General features: G+C 52.9%; 17 protein-coding genes and 1 pseudogene. All 18 read left to right on the forward strand.

Annotated elements, in window-relative coordinates; all coding sequences use genetic code 11:
- Positions 1-91: 91 nt before the first annotated feature.
- Positions 92-580 (forward strand): hypothetical protein, encoded by a 489-nt coding sequence (locus tag GPK83_RS04565; RefSeq protein WP_002569239.1) that lies wholly within the window; start codon positions 92-94, stop codon positions 578-580.
- Between the two features lie 367 nt (positions 581-947).
- Positions 948-1,169, forward strand: coding sequence for a hypothetical protein (locus tag GPK83_RS04570; protein WP_156327584.1), 222 nt, complete (start codon positions 948-950; stop codon positions 1,167-1,169).
- A gap of 38 nt (positions 1,170-1,207) precedes the next feature.
- The gene (locus tag GPK83_RS04575; protein WP_002594236.1) at positions 1,208-1,603 is read left to right on the forward strand and encodes a plasmid mobilization relaxosome protein MobC; all 396 of its coding nucleotides are present in this window, start codon (positions 1,208-1,210) and stop codon (positions 1,601-1,603) included.
- Positions 1,575-3,200 (forward strand): relaxase/mobilization nuclease domain-containing protein, encoded by a 1,626-nt coding sequence (locus tag GPK83_RS04580; RefSeq protein WP_215704120.1) that lies wholly within the window; start codon positions 1,575-1,577, stop codon positions 3,198-3,200. The genes GPK83_RS04575 and GPK83_RS04580 overlap by 29 nt, the downstream gene beginning before the upstream one ends.
- Entirely contained in the window at positions 3,190-3,576 is a 387-nt protein-coding gene (locus tag GPK83_RS04585) for a cysteine-rich VLP domain-containing protein (RefSeq protein WP_002594234.1), read from the forward strand. Before GPK83_RS04580 ends, GPK83_RS04585 begins: the two co-directional genes overlap by 11 nt.
- Positions 3,577-3,706: 130 nt before the next feature.
- Positions 3,707-4,447, forward strand: coding sequence for a replication initiator protein A (locus tag GPK83_RS04590; protein ID WP_002594233.1), 741 nt, complete (start codon positions 3,707-3,709; stop codon positions 4,445-4,447).
- Positions 4,444-5,298: an ATP-binding protein gene (locus GPK83_RS04595; RefSeq protein ID WP_002594232.1), complete on the forward strand. Its 855-nt coding sequence runs from the start codon at positions 4,444-4,446 to the stop codon at positions 5,296-5,298. The genes GPK83_RS04590 and GPK83_RS04595 overlap by 4 nt, the downstream gene beginning before the upstream one ends.
- A complete protein-coding gene (locus GPK83_RS04600) occupies positions 5,295-5,489 on the forward strand; it encodes a transposon-encoded TnpW family protein (RefSeq protein WP_002594231.1) in 195 nt (64 codons plus the stop codon). The genes GPK83_RS04595 and GPK83_RS04600 overlap by 4 nt, the downstream gene beginning before the upstream one ends.
- Positions 5,490-5,616: 127 nt before the next feature.
- Entirely contained in the window at positions 5,617-7,242 is a 1,626-nt protein-coding gene (locus GPK83_RS04605; protein WP_002594230.1) for a recombinase family protein, read from the forward strand.
- An 85-nt stretch (positions 7,243-7,327) separates the two neighbouring features.
- Positions 7,328-7,423, forward strand: a pseudogene (locus GPK83_RS16785) (Maff2 family protein); the annotation flags it as partial.
- A gap of 19 nt (positions 7,424-7,442) precedes the next feature.
- Positions 7,443-8,312 carry a CD0415/CD1112 family protein gene (locus GPK83_RS04615; RefSeq protein ID WP_002595174.1) on the forward strand — a complete coding sequence of 290 codons (870 nt, stop codon included), beginning with the start codon at positions 7,443-7,445 and terminating at the stop codon, positions 8,310-8,312.
- Positions 8,313-8,489: 177 nt separating this feature from the next.
- Entirely contained in the window at positions 8,490-8,891 is a 402-nt protein-coding gene (locus tag GPK83_RS04620; RefSeq protein WP_002569171.1) for a PrgI family protein, read from the forward strand.
- Positions 8,842-11,280 carry an ATP-binding protein gene (locus GPK83_RS04625; protein WP_002569172.1) on the forward strand — a complete coding sequence of 813 codons (2,439 nt, stop codon included), beginning with the start codon at positions 8,842-8,844 and terminating at the stop codon, positions 11,278-11,280. The genes GPK83_RS04620 and GPK83_RS04625 overlap by 50 nt, the downstream gene beginning before the upstream one ends.
- The gene (locus GPK83_RS04630; protein WP_002569173.1) at positions 11,277-12,236 is read left to right on the forward strand and encodes a site-specific DNA-methyltransferase; all 960 of its coding nucleotides are present in this window, start codon (positions 11,277-11,279) and stop codon (positions 12,234-12,236) included. The genes GPK83_RS04625 and GPK83_RS04630 overlap by 4 nt, the downstream gene beginning before the upstream one ends.
- 35 nt (positions 12,237-12,271) lie before the next feature.
- Positions 12,272-14,341, forward strand: coding sequence for a CHAP domain-containing protein (locus GPK83_RS04635; RefSeq protein ID WP_002569174.1), 2,070 nt, complete (start codon positions 12,272-12,274; stop codon positions 14,339-14,341).
- Between the two features lie 34 nt (positions 14,342-14,375).
- Entirely contained in the window at positions 14,376-14,654 is a 279-nt protein-coding gene (locus tag GPK83_RS04640; protein WP_002569175.1) for a DUF4315 family protein, read from the forward strand.
- A complete protein-coding gene (locus GPK83_RS04645; protein WP_002569176.1) occupies positions 14,647-15,348 on the forward strand; it encodes a DUF4366 domain-containing protein in 702 nt (233 codons plus the stop codon). The genes GPK83_RS04640 and GPK83_RS04645 overlap by 8 nt, the downstream gene beginning before the upstream one ends.
- Positions 15,345-15,533 carry a hypothetical protein gene (locus GPK83_RS04650; protein WP_002569177.1) on the forward strand — a complete coding sequence of 63 codons (189 nt, stop codon included), beginning with the start codon at positions 15,345-15,347 and terminating at the stop codon, positions 15,531-15,533. The genes GPK83_RS04645 and GPK83_RS04650 overlap by 4 nt, the downstream gene beginning before the upstream one ends.
- Positions 15,534-15,548 lie beyond the last annotated feature (15 nt).

Consider the following 15,548-nt stretch of genomic DNA (forward strand, 5'->3'; position numbering starts at 1 on the left):
TATAATCAAAAAATAGAAAGCATTGAGAACATTTCAAAATTTCTTGAAAGTACTCTCAGTGCTTTCTTTGATAATATGAAAGGAGAAATAAATGCAAAAAAAACAACTTTCTGTATTAGTACTAATTATTTTATGCTTTTTATTAGGATGTAACAGAGAAACACCAAAAGATGAATCTCAACAAAATTATGAAGATGAATCTAATATTTCTAAAACAAATGGAGAAGAACTTGTAAATATAAACAGTGAATTGTTAGGTTCGACTCCTTTTGATATCCAAATCGATAAAACAGCATTGCAGACTAGAAAAGAAACAGAAACAGAAGTTACAATAAAGACAAATTTAACAGACTGGGGTTATACTGTTTCTTCTGAAAAAGGGAAAATATCTGATATAAATAAAAATTCATTCATATATATAGCACCTAAAGATGAGAGGGATGATACTATAAAAATACAATTATCGGACTATGAAAATGGCATATCATATGAATATACAATTCCACTTATTTTTGCGGGAAACAATGAACATTCTTTAGATAAATTCAAGGAAAATCTTTCAAGATTACCTAATAGTTAGTAAAGAGTCGATAGACTAAAGTACCACCATCCTCTTTTATTTCAACTGAATATCCATCCCGCCGCACCGCAGCGGCACATGAAGCAGTAAATCCGAAAAAGATTTGCTGCTTTTTTTGCGTCCATTTTTGGCAAATTTCCAAAAGTTCCGTATTAGACAGTGAAACCAAAAAAGGCTGCCATTTTTTTCAGACAGCGGGCAAAACGCAGCTTCCGAAACGCCTTATTGTCGGGAAAGACCGAGCCGCCGGAAAAGTTCTTGCCGGAAAGTCCGTCCATTCTGCTCTTTTGTGGTTTGTAGGGAGTAAGGGAAAAACGCCAGCCCGCAGCCTTTTATAAAAAAAGCTGGTTATAGATTTTCTGAAAAAGTGGCAGTAGCAAGTGAACGGCAGGCCGGCAGTTTCTTAGAGCAAGATTCTACCGAGGTGCCAAAATTCGCTTATCGCTCATTTTGCCCCTGCGGGAATCTTGTTGGGGAGTGCCTTCCCCAAACCCTGCTTATGCGGCTTGCGCCGCTGAAAAACCCCTCAAAATATTTTTCGGATTTTTCAAAAACAGTTCCGCTTCACACCCTGTTTTTCTCCTATTAGTGAGAGGACACCACGCACAGAAAGGAGGTCAACCACCTATGAAACGATACAACACGCCGCACCGCAGCCGGGTAGTCAAAACACGCATGACCGAGGAAGAATACGCCGAGTTTGCCCAGCGGCTTTCTGCTTACCACATGAGCCAAGCCGAGTTTATCCGGCAAGCCATAACCGGGGCAGCCATACGCCCCATCATAACCGTTTCCCCCATCAATGACGAGCTGCTTGCCGCTGTCGGGAAGCTGACCGCCGAATACGGGAGGATCGGCGGCAACTTAAACCAGATAGCCCGGACGCTGAACGAGTGGCACAGCCCCTATCCGCAGCTTGCCGGGGAGGTACGGGCGGCGGTTTCCGACCTTGCTGCCCTAAAGTTTGAAGTCTTGCAGAAAGTGGGTGACGCTGTTGGCAACATTCAAACATATCAGCTCTAAAAACGCCGACTATGGCGCAGCGGAAGCCTATCTCACATTTGAGCATGACGAGTTTACCATGAAAGCCACCCTTGATGAAAACGGGCGGCTGATACCGAGGGAGGATTACCGCATTTCTTCCCTCAACTGCGGGGGCGAGGATTTCGCTGTTGCCTGTATGCGAGCCAATCTCCGCTATGAGAAAAACCAAAAACGGGAAGATGTGAAAAGCCACCACTATATCATCAGCTTTGACCCACGGGACGGGACAGACAACGGCTTGACCGTAGACCGGGCGCAGGAGCTGGGCGAGCAGTTCTGCAAGGAGCATTTCCCCGGACACCAAGCCCTAATCTGCACCCACCCGGACGGGCATAACCACAGCGGGAATATCCATGTGCATATCGTTATCAACTCCCTGCGGATTTACGAAGTCCCGCTTCTGCCCTACATGGACAGACCAGCCGACACACGGGAGGGCTGCAAGCACCGCTGCACCAACGCCGCTATGGAATATTTCAAGAGTGAAGTCATGGAGATGTGCCACCGGGAGGGGCTTTACCAAATCGACCTCTTGAACGGCAGCAAGGAACGGATAACCGAACGGGAATACTGGGCGGCAAAGAAAGGGCAGCTTGCCCTTGACAAAGAGAACGCCGCCAGAGAAGCCGCCGGACAGCCGACCAAGCCCACCAAGTTTGAAACGGACAAGGCGAAGCTGCGCCGGACGATACGGCAGGCACTTTCCCAAGCTGGCAGCTTTGACGAGTTTTCTTCCCTTTTGCTGCGGGAGGGTGTGACCGTCAAGGAGAGCCGGGGGCGGCTTTCCTACCTCACGCCGGACAGGACAAAGCCTATCACAGCCCGAAAGCTGGGGGACGATTTTGACAAGGCTGCTGTCCTTGCCCTGCTCACGCAGAACGCCCACAGAGCTGCCGAACAGACCAAAGCCATACCCGAATACCCTGCCGCAGTTAAAAAGCCGTTACAAGGGGAAAAAGCTGCAAAAACCACCCCGGCAGACAACACCTTGCAGCGCATGGTTGACCGGGAAGCCAAGCGAGCCGAGGGCAAGGGCGTGGGCTATGACCGCTGGGCGGCAAAGCACAACCTAAAGCAAATGGCAGCTACCGTTACCGCCTATCAGCAGTACGGCTTTTCCTCCCCGGAGGAACTGGACGAAGCCTGTTCTGCCGCCTATGCCGCCATGCAGGAAAGCCTTGCGTGGTTGAAGCAGGTGGAAAAGACGCTGAACGGGAAAAAGGAGCTGCAACGGCAGGTGCTTGCCTATTCCAAGACCCGCCCTGTCCGGGACGGGCTGAAACAGCAGAAAAACGCCAAAGCAAAAGCAGCCTACCGTCAGAAGCATGAAAGTGACTTTATCATAGCAGACGCAGCCGCCCGCTATTTCAGGGAGAACGGCATTTCCAAGCTGCCGAGCTATAAATCCCTGCAAGCAGAGATTGAAAGCCTTATCAAAGAGAAAAACAGCGGCTACAACGATTACCGGGCAAAACGGGAGGAGTACCGCCGCTTGCAGACTGTCAAGGGCAATATCGACCAGATTTTACGCCGGAGCGAGCCGCAGCGCAGAAAGGAGCAGAGCCATGAACGGTAATATCCCCCGCATGGACTACCGCCAGTACCGGGCAGCCCGCCGCCTTGTGCATGAGTGCTGCAACTATGACAGCGGGAACTGCCTGCTGTTGGAGGACGGCGAGCCTTGCGTGTGTGTACAGAGTATCAGCTATTCGCTGCTCTGCCGCTGGTTTACCGCCGCTGTCCTGCCCCTTGATGAAGCACTGGAAGCCGCCCTCTTGCGCCGGGGAAGCCGGAAACGCTGCGCTGTCTGCGGGGCGTTCTTCTTCCCAAAATCCAACCGGGGGAAATACTGCCCGGACTGCGCCGGACGCATGAAGCGGATAAACGCCGCCAAACGGAAGCGGAAACAAAGGGAGAAATGTCACGCTTTAGGGCATTTCAAACCCGCATAAATCAAGGCTTTTTTGGAGGGTGTCAAAGGGTGCGTGATACATTTATCCTTTTCCCTTAAAAACGCCCCCTAAAAGCGTAACAGAACCCACAGACAGACACCACAAGGAGGTGAACCCTATCGCTGATTATATGACCGCAGGAACGGAGCTGCCCGCTTACCTGCCTTACCCCCGTTTCCTGCTGGAAACAGACCTATCCCACACCGCAAGAGAGTTATATGCGCTGCTGTTAGACCGTTCCACCCTTTCGCAGAAGAACGGCTGGCAGGACAGCGAGGGACGGACATACATTGTCTACCCCATAGCAGAGATAGCGGAAATGCTGGATAAAGGCTGCACCACCATAAAGGGCGCACTGAACGAACTGGACGCTGCCGGGCTGCTGGAACGCAGACGGACGGGCTTTTCTGCCGCCAACCGTCTGTATGTGAAAGTGCCGCCTATCCCAGTGGTACAGTTTTCCGACCAACTGACGGACGGAAAACCGCCCCTCATAAGGGCGGGAAACCGACCAACTGACAGCCGGAAAACTGACCTTATGACGGTCGGAAAACCGTCCCCTAACCAAACTAATATAAACAACCTAATAGAGAGCCAAACAAAAGGAGCGAGTGAGGGGCAGCCCCCCGCCGCTTATGGCAGATATAAAAATGTATTTCTTTCTGACACAGAACTTTTGGAGCTGGAACAGGACTTCCCCGGCAAGTGGGAGTATTACCTTGACCGCCTTTCCTGCCACATCGCTTCCACCGGGAAGCAGTACCAGAGCCATGCAGCCACCATTTACAAGTGGGCGCAGGAGGACGCTGCCAAAGAGAAGCCAAAGAAAGGCATACCGGACTATTCATTCAAGGAGGGAGAAAGCCTATGACCGATACAATCCACAACACCATACTGCCTATGACCGACACCACAGCCGAGCCGGAGGATTACACCGGGGAGGACGGGCTTTTATACTGCGGCAAATGCCGGAAACCCAAAGAAGCCTATTTCCCGGAGGGCAAGACCTTTTTCGGGCGTGACCGCCACCCGTCAGAGTGCGACTGCCAGCGGGCAGCCCGTAAGGAACGGGAAGCCGCCGAGAAGCGGCGCAGCCACCTTGAAACGGTGGAACGGCTGAAACGGCAGGGCTTTACAGACAAGACCATGCAGGACTGGACATTTGCCAACGATAACGGCAGCTGCCCGCAGATGAAGAACGCCGCCGGATATGTGGCACGCTGGGAACAGATAAAGGACGGGAACTACGGGCTGCTCTTGTGGGGCAGGGTAGGCACTGGGAAAAGCTATTTTGCCGGGTGTATTGCAAACGCCCTCATGGAGCAGGAAGTCCCGGTGTGCATGACAAACTTTGCAGCAATATTAAACGACCTTGCCGCCAGCTTTGCGGGCAGGAACGAATATATTTCCCGCCTTTGCAGCTTCCCCCTGCTCATCATTGACGATTTTGGAATGGAGCGTGGCACAGAATACGGTCTGGAACAGGTCTACAATGTGATTGACAGCCGCTACCGGAGCAGGAAGCCGCTGATTGTGACGACCAACCTCACGCTGGAGGAATTGCAGCACCCGGAGGACACCGCCCACGCCCGGATTTATGACCGCCTGCTTGAAATGTGTTCCCCTCTCTGCTTTACCGGGGAGAATTTGAGGAAAGCCGCCGCACAGGGAAAAATGGAACAGCTGAAACGGCTGCTTGCCGGAAAGGAGATTTGCCTATGACCGACACCCAGAGAAACAAACGCCCTGCCCGCCGCCCGGACTGCGTGACCGAAACGAGGATAGGCAACACAATCCTTGTGGTGTCTGGCTTTTTCAAGGAGGGGGCGACCGACACCGCCGCTGACAAGATGATGAAAGTGCTGGAAGCAGAAGCCGCCGCCGGATATTTGACCTGTGATAAGCCTGATTGAAAAACCGTCATTTTTACCGACCGTAAAGAAGCAGATTTGACGCTTTTGCCGCTATACAGACAGCCGCCCCATGTGGTACAATCAAGGTACGGAATAGTGGGGCTGGCTGTCGGAAACGGAGGAATTTATGTTAAGACAGACCACCCAGCAACTCATTACCGCCCTTTACCCAAGACTGTCCCATGAGGACGAGCTGCAAGGCGAGAGCAATTCCATTTCCAACCAAAAGAGGATTTTGGAAACCTATGCCAAACAGAATGGATTTTCTAATCTGCGCTGGTACACCGACGACGGTTATTCCGGTGCGAACTTTCAAAGACCCGGATTTCAAGCCATGCTTGCAGACATTGAAGCAGGGAAAGTCGGGACAGTTATCGTCAAGGATATGTCGAGGTTAGGGCGAAACTACTTACAGGTGGGAATGTACACAGAAATGATTTTCCCACAGAAAGGTGTCCGCTTCATCGCTATCAATGACGGAGTGGACAGCGCACAGGGGGAAAATGATTTTGCCCCGCTGCGGAACATTTTTAACGAATGGCTGGTGAGAGATACGAGCAAGAAAATCAAGGCAGTAAAACGCTCTAAGGGCATGAGCGGAAAGCCCATCACAAGCAAGCCCGTCTATGGCTACCTCATGGACGAGGACGAAAACTTTATCATTGACGAGGAAGCCGCCCCGGTGGTACGGCAGATTTACAGCCTTTGCCTTGCCGGGAACGGTCCGACCAAGATAGCCCGTATGCTGACCGAGCAGCAAATCCCCACGCCGGGGACGCTGGAATACCGCAGGACGGGCAGCACCCGCCGCTACCACCCCGGCTATGAGTGCAAGTGGGCGACCAATACCGTGGTTCATCTGCTGGAAAACCGGGAATATACGGGCTGTCTGGTAAACTTTAAGACCGAGAAGCCGTCCTACAAGCTGAAACACAGCATAGAAAATCCCCCGGAAAAGCAGGCGGTTTTTGAGAACCACCATGAGCCTATCATTGACCGGGAAACGTGGGAACGGGTGCAGGAGTTACGCAAGCAGCGCAAACGCCCCAACCGTTATGACGAAGTGGGCTTGTTCTCCGGCATACTCTTTTGTGCCGACTGCGGCAGCGTCATGTACCAGCAGCGATACCAGACGGACAAGCGCAAGCAGGACTGTTATATCTGCGGAAGCTACAAGAAACGCACCGCCGACTGCACAGCGCACTTTATCCGCACTGACCTCTTGACCGCTGGCGTACTCTCCAATCTGCGGAAAGTTACCAGCTATGCGGCAAAGCATGAAGCCCGGTTTATGAAGCTTTTAATCGAGCAGAATGAGGACGGGGACAGACGCAGGAACGCCGCCAAGAAAAAGGAGCTGGAAGCCGCCGAGAAACGCATAGCCGAGTTATCTGCTATCTTCAAGCGGCTGTATGAGGACAGCGTAACCGGGCGCATATCGGACGAGCGTTTCACAGAGCTGTCGGCAGACTATGAAGCCGAGCAGAAAGAACTGAAAGAACGTGCCGCCAGACTGCGGGAAGAACTTTCCAAAGCGCAGGAAGCCACCGCAAACGCTGAAAAGTTTATGAATGTGGTACGCAGGCACACTACCATTGAAGAACTTACCCCTACTCTGCTGCGGGAGTTTGTGGAGAAAATCGTTGTCCATGAAAGCGTTGCCCTTGACGGGAAACGCCGGGGCAAGTTACGCAGACAGGAAATCGAAATCTATTATTCTTTTGTCGGCAAGGTAGAACTGCCCGACACCTAACCGCCCGACCTATCCGACATACCTCATGTGCCGGATAGGAACGGCAAAATTTTTTACACTTCTATTACTTCTTTATCACACATAAGCAAAGAGCCAGGGCATGAAGCAGCTTATGGCGGGCGGCGGCGTTGCCCTTATCGGCATGACCCTTGTACCGCTGCTTTCCGGCTTGTTCGGTTAAGAAGCGCGGGTAAAGGCTTATGCAGAGCATACTTGACGCGATTAACGAATGGATAAAGGAAATCCTCATAGGAGCCATAAACGGTAATCTGTCAACTATGTTCGGGGACGTAAACGAGAAAGTCGGCACTATCGCCGCAGAGGTAGGGCAGACCCCGCAAGGGTGGAACGCAAATATATTCTCCATGATACAGACCCTTAGTGAGAATGTAATCGTACCCATTGCGGGGCTTGTCATTACCTACGTCCTATGCTATGAGCTTATCAGCATGGTAACGGAAAAGAACAATATGCACGACGTTGACACTTCCATGTTCTTCAAGTGGGTGTTCAAGGCGTTTGTGGCAGTCTACCTTGTGACGCACACCTTTGACATCACTATGGCGGTGTTCGATATGGCGCAGCACGTTGTTTCCGGCGCGGCGGGGGTAATCGGCGGCAGCACAGAGATTGATGTTGCCGCCGCCCTTGCTTCCATGCAGGACGGGCTTGACGCTATGGAAATCCCCGAACTGCTCTTACTTGTCATGGAAACAAGCCTTGTGAGCTTGTGCATGAAAATCATGTCCGTACTGATAACCGTTATCCTCTACGGGCGCATGATAGAGATTTACCTTTACTGTTCGGTATCGCCTATCCCGTTTGCAACAATGACGAACCGGGAATGGGGGCAGATAGGAAACAACTACCTCAAATCCCTGTTCGCTATCGGTTTTCAAGGCTTCCTCATTATGATATGCGTCGGCATTTACGCGGTTCTGGTAAACAACATGATAATAGCGGACAATCTGCACAGCGCGATATTCTCCCTTGCAGCCTATACCGTTATCCTCTGTTTCTCCCTGTTCAAATCCGGCGCACTGGCGAAGTCGATATTCTCCGCGCATTAGCGGCGTGTCAAGGGCAGGGTGGAGATTTTCAGAGCGAAGCGGCGAAAATACGACCCGACCTTGACGCGGATAACCCCCATATAATACGGGCGGGCAAAGGGCATAGATTGACCTTTGCCTTGATTACCCTTATGGGAAGTTACAGCAACACCAAACCCAGAGAAAGGAGGTTTTCACTTGGCGTATGTACCCGTACCCAAAGACTTATCCAAAGTCAAGACAAAAGTAGCGTTCAACCTTACCAAACGGCAGATTGTATGTTTTGCGGCGGCTCTCCTGTTCGGCTTGCCGCTTTTCTTTCTGCTCAAAGACAGCACAGGCACAAGCCTTGCGTCTATGGCTATGATTGCCGTCATGCTGCCCTGTTTCCTCTTTGCCATGTATGAGAAGCATGGACAGCCCCTTGAAGTGGTGGTGAAGAACATCATTCAGACGAAATTCATAGCCCCCAAAGAACGACCATACAGGACAGACAACTTTTATTCCGTCTTAGAACGGCAGAGAAAACTTGAAAAGGAGGTATCAGCGATTGCAAAAGGAAACACGAAGAAACAGCGCGGCGGGAAGCGCAAAGCCTAACCCGCCCCGCAAGCTCACCCGCGCCGAGAAAAAGCAGATTGCGGAAATCATCAGACAGGCAAAGGGCGACGGGAAAGCGCACACCGCGCAGCAGACAATCCCTTATATCCAGATGTACCCGGACGGTATCTGCAAGGTTACGGGACGGAAATACTCAAAGACCGTCGCCTTTGAAGATATTAACTATCAGCTTGCACAGGCAGACGACAAGACCGCCATTTTTGAGAACTGGTGCGACTTCCTCAACTACTTTGACGCTTCCGTTTCGGTGCAGCTCTCTTTCATCAATCAGGGGACGCAGCGCGGCGAAGCGGAAAAGGCGGTCAATATCCCGGCACAGGAGGACGCTTTCAATTCTATCCGCACAGAATACCGGGATATGCTGAAAAACCAGCTTGCAAAGGGCAACAACGGGCTTGTCAAAGCAAAATATATCACCTTTGCCATTGAAGCCGACAGTCTGGGCGCGGCGAAATCCCGCCTTGCCCGTATCGAAACGGACGTACTCAACAACTTTAAGCTCTTGGGCGTGTCTGCCCGCCCCATGACAGGCTATGAACGCCTTAAAATGCTGCATGGCATTTTCCACCCGGAGGGCGGGCAGTTTGCCTTTGATTTTTCATGGCTTGCCCCGTCCGGGCTTTCCACAAAGGACTTTATCGCCCCGTCCTCTTTCCGTTTTGGCGAGGGGCGGTATTTCCGCATGGGGCGCAAAATCGGCGCGGTTTCATTCCTTGAAATCCTTGCGCCGGAATTAAACGACCGTATCTTATCTGACATTCTGGACTTGGAAACGGGCGTTATCGTCAATCTGCATATCCACAGTATCGACCAGACCGAAGCCATAAAGACAATCAAGCGGAAAATCACCGACCTTGACAAAATGAAAATCGAAGAACAGAAAAAAGCGGTACGCAGCGGCTACGACATGGATATAATCCCGTCCGACCTTGCCACTTTCGGCAGCGAAGCGAAGAACCTCTTACAGGACTTGCAGAGCCGGAATGAAAGAATGTTCCTCTTGACGTTCCTTGTGGTGAACATGGCAGACACAAAAAGGAAACTGGAAAATGACGTATTCGCGGCGGCGGGCATTGCACAGAAGAACAACTGCGCCTTAACCCGCCTTGACTACCAACAGGAAGCGGGGCTTATGTCCTCTGTACCGCTTGGGGAGAACCTTATCCCCATTCAAAGAGGGCTTACCACGTCAAGCACCGCTATCTTTATCCCCTTTATCACGCAGGAGCTTTTTCAGACGGGCGCGGCTTTGTATTACGGCTTAAACGCCCTGTCTAACAACATGATACTCTGCGACCGCAAGCAGCTAAAGAACCCCAACGGCTTAATCTTGGGTACGCCGGGAAGCGGGAAATCCTTTGCCGCCAAACGGGAAATGACAAACGCTTTCCTCATTACCGACGACGACATAATTATCTGCGACCCGGAAGCAGAGTATTTTTCCCTTGTGCAGCGGCTTGACGGGCAAGTGATACGGTTATCGCCTACGGGCAAGGGCATTGACGGGAAGCCCCAGTATGTGAACCCTATGGATATTAACCTCAATTACAGCGAGGACGACAGCCCCCTTGCGCTGAAATCCGACTTTATCCTCTCCCTCTGCGAGCTTGTCATAGGCGGCAAGGAGGGCTTGCAGCCCGTCGATAAGACCGTCATTGACCGCGCTGTTAGGAACGTGTACCGCCCTTTCCTTGCAGACCCCGACCCGGAGAAAATGCCTATCTTGGGCGACCTCTACAACGAGCTTTTGAAGCAGCCGGAGCCGGAAGCGGCGCGTATCGCGGCGGCGTTGGAGCTTTATGTTTCCGGGAGCCTTAACGTCTTTAACCACAGGACGAATGTAGAGCTTTCAAACCGCCTTGTCTGCTTTGACATCAAGCAGCTTGGGAAGCAGCTCAAAAAATTAGGTATGCTCATTGTGCAGGACCAGGTATGGAACCGCGTCACCGTCAACCGGGCAGAAAGGAAATCCACCCGGTATTTTATGGACGAATTTCATCTTCTCTTGAAAGAGGAACAGACCGCCGCCTATTCCGTTGAAATCTGGAAGCGTTTCAGAAAATGGGGCGGCATACCCACAGCAATCACGCAGAACGTCAAAGATTTGCTTGCTTCCCGCGAAGTGGAGAATATCTTTGAAAACTCTGATTTTGTCCTCATGCTCAATCAGGCGGCGGGCGACCGGGCTATCCTTGCAAAGCAGCTCAACATCTCCCCGCAGCAGATGAAGTATGTCACCCACACCGAAGCGGGCGAGGGGCTTATCTTCTACGGGAACGTGGTGCTGCCCTTTGTAGACCGCTTCCCGAAAGACACCGAGCTTTACCGGGTAATGACGACGAAGCCGGAGGAAGTGGGCGAAGCATGAACGGGCTGAAAACTGACACAATCATCAACCGGGACGCGCTCTATGCCTTGCGGGAGCTTCCAGAGGAAAGCGTACACTGTTGCGTCACAAGCCCGCCCTACTATGCGCTTAGGGATTACGGGCTTGATATGCAGATTGGGCGGGAGGACACGCCGGAGCAGTACATTGACAGGCTGACCGAGGTTTTCCGCGAGCTGCGCCGGGTACTGCGTTCTGACGGTACGCTCTGGCTGAATATCGCGGACACCTACTGCGGCACAGGAAATAAAGGCTACCATGCAGACCCGAAGAACCCGAAAGGCAGAAACGGACAGCAGATTGCAAGAAACAACCGCGTTTCCGGCTGCAAACAAAAGGACTTAATCGGTATCCCTTGGCTTTTAGCCTTTGCCCTACGCGCTGACGGGTGGTATTTACGGAGCGACATTATCTGGCAGAAAGAAAACCCCATGCCGGAGAGCGTGAAAGACCGCCCTACCCGCTGCTATGAACATATCTTTCTGCTTACGAAGTCAAAGAAGTATTTTTATGACGCAGCCGCCATAGCCGAGCCGTTAGCCCCCACAACGGCGGCGCGGTACCGCACCGGGCGCAGCGCGGGACAGAAATATGCGGACGAAGTACCCGGACAGGGGAACGTACAGGGGCTTAACCGGGCGCGAAGCGGCAGCTACTACGACGAAGCCCTCATGCCGACCATGCGGAACAGGCGGGACGTGTGGCTTATCAATACCGTTCCCTACAAGGGCGGGCATTTCGCCGCGTTCCCGCCAAAACTTGCCGAAACCTGTATCAAGGCGGGCTGTCCGAAAGGCGGCGTTGTGCTTGACCCCTTTTTCGGCAGCGGCACGACGGGGGCAGCCGCAAAGCAGCTTGACAGGCATTATATAGGCATTGAGATAAACGCCGAGTATTGCGCCCTTGCAAGGGCGCGGATTGGAGGGACAGACACATAAAACAATATAAGGCGCGTGAAAAAGTCACGCAGAAAATGACCCGCGAGGGGGCTGTCGAGGTAAACGCCGCTACCGGGAAAAAGAAACGTATCAGCAAGCGGATAAGGGACGCGGACTTTGCAAAGACCGAAGCCCCACCGCAGCCGGAACAGGCAGCGCAGCCCCTACCGGGCGGCGCAACTTCCCCGCCCTTAACCGACACGCCGCCGCTTCCCCATGCGCCGGGGGCAGAACGGGAACAGGACACCGCAGCAGCCGAGCGCGTCTTGGAACGTATCGACGGGGCGCGTACCAGAAAGGCGAGCAAAAAGGCGGCGAGGAAAGCACAGGCAGAAGCCACAGCAAAAGAAAAATCTTCCCGCTTGCAGTTTACCGACGAGGAACGGGCAACGCCGGAGCTTGAAAGGTATATCCGAAAATCGGACAAAGCAGCCGACCGTCTGGACGCGGCAAAGGCGGCTATCCCCAAAGAAAAGAAACTTGTACGGGAGCGCACCTTTGATGAAGCCACCGGGAAAGGCAAGACCCGCCTACATTTTGAGGAACAGGAAAAGCCCATAGGAAAGAATAAGCCCCACAATAACCCGCTATCCCGCCCCGCACAGGAAGCGGGTATTTTCGTCCACAACAAGATACATTCCGTTGAAAAGGACAATTCCGGCGTTGAGGGGGCGCACAAATCCGAAGAACTGGCAGAGCGCGGCGCAAAGTACGGGGCGCGGAAAGTCAAGGAGGGCTACCACAGCCACAAGCTCAAACCCTACCGGGCGGCGGCAAAGGCAGAGAAAGCGGCGTTCAAGGCGAATGTGGATTTTCAGTACCATAAAGCCCTGCATGACAATCCGCAGATTGCGGGCAATCCCCTTTCCCGCTTCATGCAGAAGCAGCAAATCAAGCGGCAGTATGCAAAGTCGGCAAGGAAAGGCGGCGCAAAAACGGCGCAGAAAGCCGCAGAGAACACCCGCAAGGCGGCAAAAAAGACCGCCGAGGAAACAAAAAAGGCAATCGCTTTTGTAGGGCGGCACCCGGCGGGCGTATGTATCGCCGTTGCCGCGCTACTCTTATTCATCATGGTATCGGCGGGGCTTTCCTCTTGCGGTTCCATGTTCTCCGGCTTGATGAACGGCATACTTGGGACTTCCTACACGTCGGAGGACAGCGACCTTGTGGCGACGGAGAACAATTACGCCGCAAAGGAAAACGAGCTTCAGCAGCAGATTGACAATATCGAAAGCACCCACCCCGGCTATGACGAATACCGCTATGACCTTGACAGTATCGGGCATAACCCCCATGAGTTAGCGTCCTACCTCACCGCCCTTTTACAGACCTACACCCCGCAGAGCGCACAGGCAGAGCTAAATCGCGTCTTTGCCATGCAGTACACTTTGACGCTGACAGAAGAAACGGAAATCCGCTACCGCACAGAAACAAGCACAGACCCGGAAACAGGGGAAACGACCACCGAGGAAGTACCCTACGAGTACCATATCCTCAACGTGAAGCTGACGAACAAGCCCATTTCCGAGATTGCGGAGGAACTTCTAACGCCACAGCAGCTTGAAATGTACCGCGTCTATCTGGAAACAAGCGGAAACAAACCGCTGATTTTCGGCGGCGGCTCCCCCGATATGGGCGCGTCCGAGGATTTAAGCGGCGTACAGCTTGTAAACGGCACACGCCCCGGCAACACCGCCGTTGTAGACCTTGCGAAGCGGCAAGTCGGCAACGTGGGCGGGCGACCCTTTTGGAGCTGGTACGGATTTAACAGCCGCGTGGAATGGTGCGCCTGTTTCGTTTCATGGTGCTACAATCAAGCCGGAAAGAGCGAGCCGCGCTTTGCCGGGTGCCAGTCACAGGGCGTACCCTGGTTCCAGTCACGCGGGCAATGGGGCGCGAGGGGCTATGAGAATATCGCCCCCGGCGACGCTATCTTTTTCGACTGGGACGGGGACGGGAGCGCAGACCATGTGGGGCTTGTTATCGGAACGGACGGGGAGCGCGTCTATACCGTCGAGGGCAATTCCGGCGACGCCTGCAAGATAAAGAGCTACCCCGTCAATTACTCCTGTATCAAAGGCTATGGGCTGATGAACTGGAATTAACATATTTTTGAGCAAAGAAAGGAGAAATTTATTGATGGCTATGAACAAAATTGAACGTATCGACAAAGAGATTGCAAAGACCCGCGAGAAAATCACCGAGTACCAGAACAGATTAAGGGGGCTTGAAGCGCAGAAAACCGAAGCGGAAAACCTGCAAATCGTACAGCTTGTGCGCTCCATGCGCCTTTCCCCGCATGAGCTTTCCGCTATGCTTTCCGGCGGCGGTATTCCGGGCATGGAAGCCGCGCCGGGCTACCCCGCAGAACCCGCAGACCACGACACCGAAGAAATGGAGGACACCGAGAATGAATAAGAAAATCCTTAGAACCTTGACCGCACTCTGCGCCGCCCTCATGCTGACGGGCGGCTTTTCCGTCACCGCCTTTGCACAGACCCCGGAGGGACAGGACGCGACCGACGACAGCGGCGTTGTCTATGAGGAACCCGAAAAGGAAGAACCCCTTACCCCGGACGGGAACGCGACCCTTGTAGACGATTTCGGCGGCAACAAGCAGCTTATCACAGTGACGACCAAAAACGGCAATTACTTTTATATCCTTATCGACCGGGACGACGAGGGCGAGGACACCGTACATTTCCTTAATCAAGTGGACGAAGCCGACCTTATGGCACTCATGGAGGACGGAAGCACCGAAGCAGCCCCGCCCGCCGTTTGCAGTTGCACCGATAAATGCGAAGCCGGAAAGGTAAATGTGAGCTGCCCTGTCTGCAAGGACAACATGACCGCTTGCAGCGGCAAGGAAGCGGAGCCGGAAACCGAGAAACCAACAGAGCAGCCCAAAGAGAAAGGCAATACAGGCGGGCTTGTGCTTTTCCTTGTCGTGGCACTTCTTGGCGGCGGGGGCGCGTTCTATTATTTTAAGTTTATGAAGCCAAAGCAGAACGTCAAGGGCGACACCGACCTTGAAGATTTCGATTTTGACGATTACGACGAGGACGAGGGGGACGGGCTTTCTGATGAAGAACAGGAGGACGAGGAAGCATGACGCTTTTTACCGAAAACCCTTTAGAAAAAATGATGGTACAAAGACCCACCGGGCGGCGTGACAGTGCGCCGCCCGTTCCAAAATCCCCGGCGTGTATGCGTTGCCCTTATAAGGCGCAATCCCCCTGTATCGGCTATTGTCTGAAACAGGCACAGGAGAAGAAGCACACCGCGCCGGAACGCTGAAAGGAGGATTTTTTC

Source organism: Clostridium sp. MCC328, assembly GCF_018785465.1.
In the GTDB taxonomy this organism is placed as follows: Bacteria; Bacillota; Clostridia; order Lachnospirales; family Lachnospiraceae; genus Pilosibacter; species Pilosibacter fragilis.

Bases quoted from the DNA above. Each gene is read 5' to 3' on its own strand.
- GPK83_RS04615 (WP_002595174.1), top strand. From the start codon at position 7,443: ATGCAGAGCATACTTGACGCGATTAACGAATGGATAAAGGAAATCCTC.
- GPK83_RS04585 (WP_002594234.1), top strand. From the start codon at position 3,190: ATGAACGGTAATATCCCCCGCATGGACTACCGCCAGTACCGGGCAGCC.
- GPK83_RS04650 (WP_002569177.1), top strand. From the start codon at position 15,345: ATGACGCTTTTTACCGAAAACCCTTTAGAAAAAATGATGGTACAAAGA.
- GPK83_RS04630 (WP_002569173.1), top strand. From the start codon at position 11,277: ATGAACGGGCTGAAAACTGACACAATCATCAACCGGGACGCGCTCTAT.
- GPK83_RS04565 (WP_002569239.1), top strand. From the start codon at position 92: ATGCAAAAAAAACAACTTTCTGTATTAGTACTAATTATTTTATGCTTT.
- GPK83_RS04640 (WP_002569175.1), top strand. From the start codon at position 14,376: ATGGCTATGAACAAAATTGAACGTATCGACAAAGAGATTGCAAAGACC.
- GPK83_RS04600 (WP_002594231.1), top strand. From the start codon at position 5,295: ATGACCGACACCCAGAGAAACAAACGCCCTGCCCGCCGCCCGGACTGC.
- GPK83_RS04595 (WP_002594232.1), top strand. From the start codon at position 4,444: ATGACCGATACAATCCACAACACCATACTGCCTATGACCGACACCACA.
- GPK83_RS04645 (WP_002569176.1), top strand. From the start codon at position 14,647: ATGAATAAGAAAATCCTTAGAACCTTGACCGCACTCTGCGCCGCCCTC.
- GPK83_RS04590 (WP_002594233.1), top strand. From the start codon at position 3,707: ATGACCGCAGGAACGGAGCTGCCCGCTTACCTGCCTTACCCCCGTTTC.
- GPK83_RS04635 (WP_002569174.1), top strand. From the start codon at position 12,272: ATGACCCGCGAGGGGGCTGTCGAGGTAAACGCCGCTACCGGGAAAAAG.
- GPK83_RS04605 (WP_002594230.1), top strand. From the start codon at position 5,617: ATGTTAAGACAGACCACCCAGCAACTCATTACCGCCCTTTACCCAAGA.
- GPK83_RS04575 (WP_002594236.1), top strand. From the start codon at position 1,208: ATGAAACGATACAACACGCCGCACCGCAGCCGGGTAGTCAAAACACGC.